The sequence below is a fragment of the Pseudomonas sp. 6D_7.1_Bac1 genome (genome assembly GCF_025465945.1).
Taxonomy (GTDB): domain Bacteria; phylum Pseudomonadota; class Gammaproteobacteria; order Pseudomonadales; family Pseudomonadaceae; genus Aquipseudomonas.
In genome coordinates this window covers 13390-25269 of the sequence record NZ_JANLNW010000020.1, presented here as the reverse complement: position 1 = coordinate 25269, position 11880 = coordinate 13390, and the positions used below count along the sequence as shown (strand labels likewise).

General features: G+C 58.5%; 11 protein-coding genes and 1 tRNA gene. All 12 read left to right on the top strand.

What is annotated here, in order from left to right; genetic code table 11:
- Window positions 1-489 precede the first annotated feature (489 nt).
- Window positions 490-1263 (top strand): ABC transporter ATP-binding protein, encoded by a 774-nt coding sequence (locus NTD87_RS05535; protein ID WP_262112451.1) that lies wholly within the window; start codon window positions 490-492, stop codon window positions 1261-1263.
- Between the two features lie 13 nt (window positions 1264-1276).
- Window positions 1277-2032 (top strand): ABC transporter substrate-binding protein, encoded by a 756-nt coding sequence (locus tag NTD87_RS05530; protein ID WP_262112449.1) that lies wholly within the window; start codon window positions 1277-1279, stop codon window positions 2030-2032.
- A 77-nt stretch (window positions 2033-2109) separates the two neighbouring features.
- The gene (locus NTD87_RS05525) at window positions 2110-2805 is read left to right on the top strand and encodes an ABC transporter permease (protein WP_262112447.1); all 696 of its coding nucleotides are present in this window, start codon (window positions 2110-2112) and stop codon (window positions 2803-2805) included.
- On the top strand, window positions 2802-3491 hold the full coding sequence (locus tag NTD87_RS05520; RefSeq protein ID WP_262112445.1) for an ABC transporter permease: 690 nt from the start codon (window positions 2802-2804) through the stop codon (window positions 3489-3491). The genes NTD87_RS05525 and NTD87_RS05520 overlap by 4 nt, the downstream gene beginning before the upstream one ends.
- Window positions 3472-4701 carry an SAM-dependent methyltransferase gene (locus NTD87_RS05515; RefSeq protein WP_262112443.1) on the top strand — a complete coding sequence of 410 codons (1230 nt, stop codon included), beginning with the start codon at window positions 3472-3474 and terminating at the stop codon, window positions 4699-4701. The genes NTD87_RS05520 and NTD87_RS05515 overlap by 20 nt, the downstream gene beginning before the upstream one ends.
- Before the next feature lie 312 nt (window positions 4702-5013).
- Entirely contained in the window at window positions 5014-6255 is a 1242-nt protein-coding gene (locus NTD87_RS05510) for a nucleoside deaminase (RefSeq protein WP_262112441.1), read from the top strand.
- Between the two features lie 188 nt (window positions 6256-6443).
- Complete coding sequence (locus tag NTD87_RS05505; protein ID WP_262112439.1) at window positions 6444-7265, top strand: FkbM family methyltransferase; 822 nt, start codon at window positions 6444-6446, stop codon at window positions 7263-7265.
- A 34-nt stretch (window positions 7266-7299) separates the two neighbouring features.
- Window positions 7300-7827, top strand: coding sequence for a serine acetyltransferase (locus NTD87_RS05500; RefSeq protein WP_262112437.1), 528 nt, complete (start codon window positions 7300-7302; stop codon window positions 7825-7827).
- A 138-nt stretch (window positions 7828-7965) separates the two neighbouring features.
- Window positions 7966-8041, top strand: a tRNA-Thr gene (locus NTD87_RS05495).
- Between the two features lie 164 nt (window positions 8042-8205).
- Window positions 8206-9534, top strand: coding sequence for a tyrosine-type recombinase/integrase (locus NTD87_RS05490; protein ID WP_024645034.1), 1329 nt, complete (start codon window positions 8206-8208; stop codon window positions 9532-9534).
- 900 nt (window positions 9535-10434) lie between these two features.
- Complete coding sequence (locus NTD87_RS05485; protein WP_262112434.1) at window positions 10435-11415, top strand: integrase domain-containing protein; 981 nt, start codon at window positions 10435-10437, stop codon at window positions 11413-11415.
- The gene (locus NTD87_RS05480; protein WP_262112433.1) at window positions 11412-11687 is read left to right on the top strand and encodes a hypothetical protein; all 276 of its coding nucleotides are present in this window, start codon (window positions 11412-11414) and stop codon (window positions 11685-11687) included. Before NTD87_RS05485 ends, NTD87_RS05480 begins: the two co-directional genes overlap by 4 nt.
- Window positions 11688-11880 lie beyond the last annotated feature (193 nt).

Here is an 11880-nt window from a genome sequence, read left to right as displayed (position 1 = left end):
GCCAACGGGGCGTTCTGGATTCTGCACGCAATAATTGCGCCAAAATGTTTCACGTCGCCCGTTTCCGGGGGCTGTACGGCGACTGACCAGTCATCGCAAGTCATTGAAATTAATGGCACTTAGCCAGAGCGTTACCCTGCCACACACTTCCATGAACGAATTCGCGCACCAGAAACACACCGAAAAACCAATAACGCACAATAAAAGTGCAGATCTGGAACGTTTGTCCGGTTAGCGCTTCCAACACCCGGCCAAAGCTGGCACCATCGCGCCTTTTTTTACGCGACACCCGCGCAGACATGGCTTGAAACGGGTGTTTGGTTGTTAATGGCGCGACAGTTTGCTGCGCTGATGCAACAACCGCTCACACACTTCCCGTCGACGCCCCGTGGGGCTGTTGGTCGCCATTCGAACGCTATGCTAGCGTGGCGCCTCGCCAGGAACGCCGACCAACAGCACAAGCACAACAGAACACAATGAGGACCGCACATGGCTGAGGCCGCGCCCGCGCTTGAAATCCGCAACTTGCACAAACGCTACGGCCAGCTTGAGGTGCTTAAAGGCATCTCGTTGACCGCTCGCGACGGCGATGTGATCTCGATCCTGGGTTCCTCCGGTTCCGGCAAGTCCACTTTTCTTCGTTGCATCAATCTGTTGGAAAACCCGAATCAGGGTCAGATTCTGGTGGCCGGCGAAGAGCTCAAGCTCAAGCCTGCAAAAAACGGCGAACTGGTTGCCGCCGACGGCAAACAGATCAATCGCCTGCGCAGCGAAATCGGTTTTGTGTTTCAAAACTTTAACCTGTGGCCGCACATGAGCGTGCTCGACAACATCATCGAGGCGCCGCGCCGCGTGCTCGGCCAGAGCAAAGCCGAGGCCATCGAAGTCGCCGAAGCCTTGCTGGCCAAGGTCGGCATCGCCGACAAACGCCATGCCTACCCTGCGCAGCTCTCCGGCGGCCAGCAACAACGTGCCGCGATTGCCCGCACCCTGGCGATGCAACCCAAAGTGATTCTGTTTGATGAGCCAACTTCCGCGCTTGACCCGGAAATGGTTCAGGAAGTACTAAACGTGATCCGCGCCTTGGCCGAAGAAGGCCGCACCATGCTGTTGGTCACCCATGAAATGGGCTTCGCCCGTCAGGTGTCCAGTGAAGTGGTGTTCTTGCACCAGGGGCTCATAGAAGAGCAAGGATCGCCCCAGCAGGTGTTCGAAAACCCGCTTTCGGCGCGCTGCAAACAATTCATGTCCAGCAACCGCTAACGGAGCTACCTACATGCAGACTTACAAAAAAATCCTCCTGGCCGCGGCCGCCACACTGGTGTTCTCGGTCAACGCGATGGCCGACGAAAAGCTGAAAATGGGCATCGAAGCGGCTTACCCACCGTTCAACAACAAAGATGCCAGCGGTCAGGTGGTCGGCTTCGACAAAGACATCGGCGACGCCCTGTGCGCCAAGATGAAAGTCGAGTGCGAAGTCGTCACCTCTGACTGGGACGGGATCATTCCGGCACTGAACGCCAAGAAGTTCGACTTCCTGGTCTCCTCGCTGTCGATCACCGAGGAGCGCAAGCAGGCCGTTGATTTCACCGACCCGTACTACTCGAACAAGCTACAGTTCATTGCACCGAAAAACGTCGACCTGAAAACCGACAAGGCCTCGCTCAAAGGCAAGATCATCGGCACTCAGCGCGCCACCCTGGCTGGCACCTGGCTTGAGGACAATTACGGCGACGACGTCACCATCAAGCTCTATGACACGCAGGAAAACGCCTACCTGGACCTGACCTCCGGTCGTGTCGATGCGATCCTCGCCGACAAGTACGCCAACTACGATTGGCTGAAAAGCGACGCAGGCAAAAACTACGAGTTCAAAGGCGACGCCGTCGTAGAAAGCGACAAAATCGGCATTGCCGTGCGCAAGGGTCAGGACGAACTGCGTAACAAGCTGAATGCCGCGCTGAAAGAAATCGTCTCTGACGGTACGTACAAGAAAATCAACGACAAGTACTTCCCGTTCAGCATCTATTGATTCTGACTGGCCCGACCGGCACCGCCTGAAGCGGTACCGGTCCTTGGCAATGCCTGCGGCAACTTGAATAGAAATCCATGATTATCGATCTTTACGGATTCGGCCCGGCGCTCGCCGCTGGTGCGCTGATGACCGTCAAACTGGCACTCACGGCGTTGTGTCTGGGGCTGGTGCTCGGTCTGCTCGGCGCCTTGGCCAAGACTTCCCCGTACAAGCCTTTGCAATGGCTTGGCGGCACTTACTCGACCCTGGTTCGCGGTATCCCGGAATTGCTCTGGGTGCTGTTGATCTACTTCGGCACCGTCAACCTGATGCGTGCCTTGGGCGAGTTCTTCGGCAACCCCGATCTCGCGCTCAATGCCTTCGCCGCCGGCGTAATCGCCCTGGGCCTGTGCTTCGGCGCCTATGCCACAGAAGTTTTCCGTGGCGCGATCCTGGCGATCCCCAAAGGTCACCGTGAAGCAGGCGTAGCCTTGGGCCTGTCGAAGTTCCGGATTTTCACCAGGCTGATCATGCCGCAGATGTGGCGCATCGCCCTGCCAGGGCTGGGCAACCTGTTCATGATCCTGATGAAGGACACCGCGCTGGTGTCGGTGATCGGCCTGGAAGAAATCATGCGTCACGCGCAAAACGGCGTGACCATGACCAAGCAGCCGTTCACCTTCTACATGGTCGCCGCCTTCATGTACCTGGGCCTGACGATTCTGGCCATGACCGGTATGCACCTGCTGGAAAAACGCGCCGCTCGCGGCTTCGCGAGGAGCACGCAATGAACTGGGAAGTCATCCTCAAATGGCTGCCGAAACTGGCGCAGGGCGCGACCCTGACCCTGGAACTGGTGGCCATCGCCGTCGTCCTCGGTTTGTTGCTGGCGATTCCGCTGGGCATCGCCCGTTCGTCGAAGCTCTGGTACGTGCGCTCTCTGCCGTATGCCTACATTTTTTTCTTCCGTGGCACACCCTTGCTGGTGCAGTTGTTCCTGGTCTATTACGGCCTGGCGCAGTTCGACGCGGTCCGCGCGAGCGCGATGTGGCCGTACCTGCGCGATCCGTTTTGGTGCGCCACCGCCACCATGACCCTGCACACCGCGGCCTACATCGCCGAGATCCTGCGTGGGGCGATCCAGGCCATTCCGCCGGGCGAGATCGAAGCGGCTCGGGCGCTGGGCATGTCGCGACCCAAGGCGCTGCTCTACATCATCCTGCCGCGTGCCGCGCGCATCGGCCTGCCGGCCTACAGCAACGAAGTGATCCTGATGCTCAAGGCCAGCGCCCTGGCCAGCACCGTGACTTTGCTCGAACTGACCGGCATGGCCCGCACCATCATTGCCCGAACCTACCTGCCGGTGGAGATCTTCTTCGCGGCGGGCATGTTCTACCTGTTGATGGCCTACATCCTGGTGCGTGGCTTCAAGCTGCTGGAGCGCTGGTTGCGCGTCGATGCCTGCCAGGGCCGCTGATCGGCCGGTGCTTGCGGGCGAGCAGTTGCTCGCCCGTTTCAACGCGCTGGACGAGTTCCTGACCAAATACCAGGCGCTCTGGCGACCGAGGCCGTTTACCCATCAGCAACTGCCGTGGGAAGCGGAATATCCAGAACTGGCGGATTGGCTACGCCAGCGTTCACTGGAAGACGCGGAAAACAGCCACAACCATCCCGAACAGCTTCTGGCGCCCGCACCTTTTCCAGGACTGGCGGCGCAGGCCATCACCCTCGGCGCTGTAGGCGAGCTTCCGGCTCATATGACGGAGCCTTCGACCCGACGGCTGAACGTCGACGTGCCGGGCCGCAAATGGCAGCAGATAGAAGCCTTCGCCGGTTGCCTGCAATTTGCCGCAAAGCCCCGGCACTGGCTGGACTGGTGTTCAGGCAAAGGTCATTTGGGACGACGCCTGCTGCAAGCCGGCCAACAACTGACGTGCCTGGAGTACGACCCAGCGCTGATCAGCAGCGGTCAGGCGCTGAGCCAACACCATCACCTTGAGGTCAATCACCTTCAACAAGACGTAATGGCCACCGATGCGGCCGCGCGCCTGAACGCCGATCAAACGCCGGTCGCCCTGCACGCCTGCGGTGACTTGCATGTGCGGTTGATGCAACTGGCCAGCGCGGCCGGCTGCAAACAACTGGCCATTGCGCCTTGTTGTTATAACCGCATCAGCGCCCGCCAGTACCAGCCACTGTCCGACGCGGCTAAAGGCTCTGGCCTACAGCTGTCCCTCGACGATCTGGCGCTGCCACTGAGCGAGACCGTCACCGCCGGAGCCCGCGTCCGACGTCAACGCGACACGTCCATGGCCCGCCGACTGGCCTTCGACCTGCTGCAACGGCAACTGCGCGACTGTGACGACTACCTGCCAACGCCATCGCTGCCCAGCGCCTGGCTGGATAAACCCTTCGTCGATTACTGCCGCGACCTGGCCGCACTGAAAGACTTATCCACAGTCGGCGAGCAAGACTGGCCAGCACTGGAAGCCGCAGGTTGGCAACGCCTGGCTCAGGTGCGCAATCTGGAGCTGCTGCGCGGTCTGTTCCGGCGCCCGCTGGAGCTGTGGCTGGTACTCGACCGAGCGCTGTTTCTCGAAGAACAGGGTTATGCGGTTCGCTTGGGAGTGTTCTGCGAAACCCCGCTGACACCGCGCAACCTGATGCTGCTGGCCGAACGCTCATAACCTGCGCCACAGCCATCAACAGCCTGTGGATAACTCTGTTGATGAAACTTGCCAGGAGCCTTTGGATCCATGGCTTTTAGGCTATGAAAGCGCTTGGTCATTTTTTGTTCATGTTAAAAAACGGGCGAAAAAACAGCCAGTTGCGATTTATTGAGAACTGCTCCACAAAATCAGCCATAAACGCGGCAAAACAACTCCCCGTTGTGCATAAGCGTTAAACCGAAAGGTCATAACCAACCTCCTCTGCCTGAACTATCGTTGCCAGGCGTCAGAAATCTCTGGCACTCAGGACAGCAAGGAGCTGGGACACAAATGACCACATTGAACAGTGCACAGGAAGCAGTCGATACCGTCGCCAACCAGGCCATTCTCGCGGCCATTCAAAAAACCTTCGCCGTCGGCGGGGCCATCATCAACAACGCCACGGGCGAAGTCATCGCAGCACTTCACAACAACGTGTTAATGCCTTTTCCAGGGAGCGGAACCACCTACTTCCTCCCTCATGACCCGACCGCCCATGGCGAGCGGCAATTGGTGGACTGGTACTATGAAAAAGCGGCATCGCTGAAGCTTCCGTCGCCCGACAAATTGACCATCGTGACCACACTGGACCCGTGCGCCATGTGCGCCGGTGCTCTGCTCACGGCCGGATTCAACGTCGCAGTGAGTGCGATCGATGACTACGCGGGGGTCAACTACAACAGCCAGTTCACCTTCCCGTCGTTGCCGCCGCACATTCGTCAACAAGCGCAAAAAACCTGGGCCTATTACGCGGTCGCCGCGCCTGTCAGCCGTCCTTATCAAGGCTCGATGAGCCCGGTGTTTGGCGGCCAGACCATCGACTCGGCGGCGTACTACCTCACCAGTTCGATCTTCTCCGCCAGCGTCAACACGGTGCGCGAAGCGAGCAACAACAGCGGCCTTGAGCCTTCGCAGCTGAAAAACCCGGCCACGCTGCCAGCGAACAGTCCGGTACGCCAGGCATTGACCAAATTGAGTCCGTACGCCTTGACCGTAACCTCAACCAACCCGCGTGACCCCGGCGCGGAACTGGCGCCACCCCTGTTGAAAACGGCCCAGCAAGCCAATGTATTCAACTCTGTAGCCTTGCTTGATCCCTTCGGCAATCTGCTGGTGTGCCTGGGTGGAGTGGAAAACCAGTCACCGATTCGCACGGCATTCATGGAAACCACCCGCAGCTATGCGGTCATGCGCTGGACCCTGATGAACGACCCGGACCCGGCGGTACGTGCCCAGGCCGAGCAGTACCTGACGCACCCAAAATACGGCACCTTCGTCTTCCTCTACGCGCCAGACCCCATCACCCCCCAAGCGGTGATGACCTTCGGCGCATACGGCTCGACCATGGAAGGCCCAGTGCCGCAAAGCTACCCGTCGAACCTGCAATACGTGTTGCTGCCAGGAAACACCACGGCTCAAGAGCTGTCGCAATTGGCCCAAAACCTGCCGCCGTTCTATACCCAGAGCGTGCAAGTCGCTCCCGCGCAGGTCCTGAGCCAGGCCTTGATCAACGCCGTTAAAAACGGCGTGTAACTGGCTGACGCCATCCGCGAGACCAGGCCCGTCGAGCACTCGACGGGCCTGCCACTCACACCCGTATTTGTCTGCTATGCCAGCACACTTTCTGACCGAAGATCGCTAAACTCCGGAACCTGGTCCCCGCTGCGACAAACAGCGTGCACGCCCATTTCCCACGTATTTCGAGCTATCAGGAAGAAACCGTGACGTTCATTTCTTACGCACAAAATTTCGAAGACATCCGGTTGTGGCGCGCACTGAAAATCATCGAGAACGGCTTTTACATCGATGTCGGCGCCAATGATCCGAACCACGACTCAGTGACCCGGGCGTTCTACGACCACGGCTGGAGCGGCATCAACGTCGAGCCCGTTCAGGAGTATCACCAGGCTCTGTGCCAACAGCGGACAAAAGACATCAACCTGCAATGCGTCGCTGGCGAAACCGCTGAGGCCCTGACGTTCTACGGCGTCGCCGACACCGGTTTGTCGACCCTCGACCCCGCCATCGCCCAGCAACACAAAGACGCCGGCATGCACGTGCAGACCCAGACGGTAGCGTCCCGCACCCTGGCCTCGATCTGCGAAGAACACGTCAAAGGCCCGATCCACTTCCTGAAAATCGACGTCGAAGGCCACGAAGAAACGGTCCTGCGCGGCATGGACTTCGTCAAATGGCGACCGTGGATCATCCTCATCGAAACCCCATGGAACCGCGACCAGACCTGGGAAAAAATCGTCACCGACGCCGGTTACCACCCGGTGATGTTCGACGGTCTCAACACCTTCTACCTGGCCGAGGAATACCTGAACCTCAAGCCTGCGTTCGACATCCCGCCGTGCAACCTGGACAACTTCCAGTTCTGCCAAGGCCACAAATTCAGTCACCCTGTCATGGATATCGAAAATCAACTCAACGCCGCACGCCAACGCGCCGACCGCGCCGAGGCCGAGCTCCACGCACTGCGCAACAGCCGCACGTGGCGGGCGATTCAGACACTCAAGAACGTGCTGGTGCGGGCCTGACGCGTCAGACCCCACATCGGGCGGAGACAACGCAATGACTCTCGACACCTTGATCCAGCACTGGCGCTCAGAAGTCTCGAACAAGAAAAAGCCGGGAAGCCGCATAGGGCTGATCAGCAATATCCTCAGACGAATCAGAAGGAACAACACCCTTCGGTATTTATTCTGGTTCAGGCTGGCCCAGTACCTGAATAGCGGAAATAGTTTCTCGCGGCTCTATGCCAAGCGCATGGAGAGGAAAATCAATCTCAAGTACGGGGTCGATATCAGCATCGACGCCGACATAGGGCCAGGTTTCCGTATCGGCCACCTGCCTGGGGTCGTCATCACCGGCTACGTTAAAATCGGTCGAAATTTCTTCATTCGCCAAAACACAACGATTGGCATAAAGACTATGGGGCTGGACGCGTACAACCTGGTGATTGGCGACAACGTCAGCGTTGGGGCGAACAGCTGCATCATCGCCGACAGCCTCTCAATCGGTGACAACGTCACGATTGGGGCCATGTCATTCGTCAACAAAAGCATCCCGGCGGACAGCACTTTTTATAACGCGCGATAACCGTGGTTTGGTCGACCGCAGCGCCCTTGCGCGCTCTCGCGCCCGCAAGGGCGAGAACCTTGCCAAGGCCTGCTGAAAAATAGTCAGTAATCAGGGGTTTACAGAACCCAGCCAATCGCTATAATCGTCGCCCAACACGCCGGTATAGCTCAGTTGGTAGAGCAACTGACTTGTAATCAGTAGGTCCCGGGTTCGACTCCTGGTGCCGGCACCACATTAGGCTCCACTGCATTCCACCGAATGCTCTGGAAGCCCCGAAAACCCGCCCTTTGGCGGGTTTGTTCGTTCCAGAACCCTCCGTCGGGATCCAACAAAATCCCCCTTCCCCGAGGGTATGTTAGGGGTACTGCGATTTCCCGGTCAGGAGCGCGTACCCCTATGCCACGTCTAGCGATCCCCCTCAGCGACCTGCAATGCCGCACGGCCAAAACCCGCGAACGCGCCTACAAACTGTTCGACGGCGGCGGCATGTACCTTTTCGTCAAACCCAATGGCGTGAAGACCTGGCGCTTGAAGTACACCAAGCCCAGCGGCAAGGAAGGTACGCTCATCATCGGCAATTACCCCATCGTTACCCTTTCCGTCGCACGACGTAAGCGAGACGAAGCCAAGGCGTTGTTGCTCGACAACCTCGACCCAATGGAAGAAAAGAAGAAGGCCAAGATCGTAGCCCAGCGGGCGGCACTGCTTTTCGAAACCGTTGCTCTGGAGTGGCACGCCGACATGTCCCGTCGCTGGACCGAAGGCCACGCAAAAACCGTAATGAGCCGACTGCGCACCCACGTCTTCCCGCTGATCGGCCAACGGCCCATCGCCGAACTCGATACCCACGACCTGCTAGAGATCACCCAGCGCATCAAGGAACGCGGCACCATGGATGTGGCGTTAAGGGTACAGAACTACTTATCCACCATCATGCGCGGGGCCAAAAGGGCTCGGCAGATCACCATGAATCCTGCACTGGATCTGGCAGGCTCGATTCACGCGCCGCGCACAGTCCATCGCCCGGCCCTCTCCCTCAACCGCCTACCCGAACTGCTACACCGTATCGACAACTACAACGGCCGCGAGCTGACGCGCCTCGCCGTCCTGCTCACACTGCATGTATTCGTCCGCTCCAGCGAACTGCGCTTCGCGCGATGGAGTGAGTTTGACCTCCAACGCGCCATGTGGGAAATCCCCGATACACGCGCACCCATTGAAGGGGTACGCAACTCCACACGTGGGACCAAGATGAATGGCGACATTCAAATGGTTCCGCTATCGCCGCAGGTCATCGAAATACTGGAGCGCCTGCGCAGCCTCAGTCGCTTCTCAGAGTTGGTGCTACCGGGCGACCACAAGTACTGGAAGCCCATGTCCGAGAACACGGTGAACACCATGCTCCGCAACGTCGGCTATGACACCAGCAAGGACGTGTGCGGCCACGGCTTCAGGACCATGGCCTGTAGCGCCCTACTAGAGTCCGGGTTATGGACCGACGCAGCCATCGAAAGACAAATGAGCCACAAGGAACGCAACCGTGTGCGCGCCGCGTATATCCACAAGGCCGAATTCCTCGAACAGCGTCGGCTGATCATGGCGTGGTGGAGCAACTATATCGACGCCAACCGCCATGGGCATGTGACGCCTCACGAATTCGCTCACCCCGTCGGCGACAACATCACCGCCCTACAAAATAGCCGTGGCGCATCCAAACGTGGGTAAGCCAATGAGATCACCGCAGTCCGCCCTTCCACGCGGGTCCATCCAAGCGGGGCTGCAAAGCCGCCCTGCTTGGATGGACCTCACTTAAAAAATCTAAAGCCCACGCAACTGTCTGTGGAAAACCACGGATTTCCACCGGTGGATAATTTCATCCACAGCCGCAGAACTCCCGAAAATTCGAGCCTTGACCCGAATTATCCACAGGCGTAGAAAAGATCGGGCAAAGCGCTGTCGTCGACAGCAACCCCAGGTAGCCAGAACCTTTGAGGCTACGCCACACCTGGTGGTTCTCCCAAAGTGCGATTAGCGTCCGGCGGCTCGCACGGTCACAGCGATGTGATGGATGCCTACTTTTACCAGTGTGCCCACTGCGGCAACTCATCCCCTTTCATAGCTGCCCTGCAGCAACCTATCCGCTTGGCCATTTCCTTGCGCCAACCTGCGCCCGTCTCTTTCTTCCGGAAAGAGACGGGCGCTCCTACCGCTGCTGCAGCCCACCTCGTACAAGGCTTTGCGGCATTTCCCCTCGTGACAATCGGCGTGACAAACACCGAAGTCACCAGCAACAGCGATGCAGATGATGGTGCCGCAGCCCACGGAATGGACTGCACCTGACTGACAGTCAGGTATGCCCCGGTCATCGCATAGCTGCCTTCACCCGACTCAGGATCTCGCGGCGTTGGTTTCGTCAGCCAGCGCAACCTCCACCCGCCCACCGGCAACGGTGTCCAGGAGGCCAGATCATGAGATGCCCAAGCTCCTGGTCGTAAGGAGCCGTCAGTCCCGCGTTAGTGGACAACCCTCACAGGTCGCAGGGGCCTTGATCCCTGATAACACTCAACATTCTTGGCGGGATGACGTGGGGATGGTTTCAAGAGTTGGCTCGAGAGGAGTTTGATCATGGCATTGGTGGGCAGACGTGATGGGCGTAATTTTGGCTATGGCCGGCAATTGAGTTATGCCGGGCCGCAGGCGTTAAAAGACATGTTCGGCGGAGGGCATTACGGCACGGTCAAGGCACACAGTGATCGTTGGCAGGCGTTTGTACGCTGGTGTCGGTCAGAGGATGGCCCCAGGCTTAACGATGCGCGGCAGATTTATCGGCAGACCTTACTGGACTATGCCGGACATCTGCGCCAACAAGTTGAACAAGGCGAGCTCGCCATCGCCACCGCGCAAAACCGGTTATCCAGTGTGAATCGGACCATGGCCGCGCTTCGCGGTGATCAGTATGTGAAAGTGCCGAGTCCGAACAAGGCGCTAGGAATGCAGCGCACCAGTGTTCGTCGCTCGGTGCCGCAAGGCCAAGACCGCAAACAGCTGAAGCGGATCATCGACGTGCTTTGCGAACACCAGCAGCCGCGCGCCGCGGCCATCGTGCAGTTGGCGCGAACCACCGGCATGCGCTTGCGCGAGGCCATTCTGGCCGACCTGCCGCGTCTCAAGCGCGAAGCCGAACACTTCGGCAAGATCAATATTCAGGATGGCACCAAAGGTGGCCGCTCAGGCGCGTCGGCACCTCGCTGGATCATGATGAACGATCACATCCGCGAAGTCCTAGCATTCGCCCATCAAGTCTCGCCCGACGGTAGCTGCAACCTGCTTGCGCCGAACGAAAGCTACCTCGATTTCTTGCAGAGAATCGTCCGCCCCGCACGGGACATCCTCCATAAGCAAAACCTCAAAGGCTTCCACGAATTGCGGGCAGCCTATGCGTGCGAACGCTATGAGCAAATCACCCACCATCCCGCCCCCATCAACGATGGCCATTGCTATCAACTCGACCGAAACCTCGATCAGAAGGCTCGAGCACAAATAAGCTATGAGCTGGGGCACGGTCGTATCGACGTGGTATCTGCTTATATTGGTGGTCGAACATGAGCACGGCATTCGATATGGAGCTGTTTCTGAGAGGAGTGCTGACCGGGGCGCACTCCACGCGCCAGCGTCACCTTCGTCAAGCGAAGGCCATTCAATCAGCGATCTCTGATCGCTGGCACAAAGATAATCCATGGGCATGGCAGCAAAAGCATCTCGCATGGTTTCTGAACCACCACTTGAGCCCGCACGCTGAATCGACGCGCTATTACTATCTGCTGACCATGCATTTGCTCGCTTTTCGCTTAGGGAAATCCTGGCAGTTCAACCTCTAGGCGAAGGGGTCCTCCTGTCAATAGATCAGAGGGTGTAAATCTTACTCAGGACGGGACACCGAAAGAAAATCAATCCGCCCCCACTTCTGAGAAACGCAAGCATGCCTCCCTAGCCAGCAAAACGGAATCAAATGATGGCCAAAACATGGCACGCAATTAAAATGTGGAGTACGCTCGACCTAGAATGCTAGCT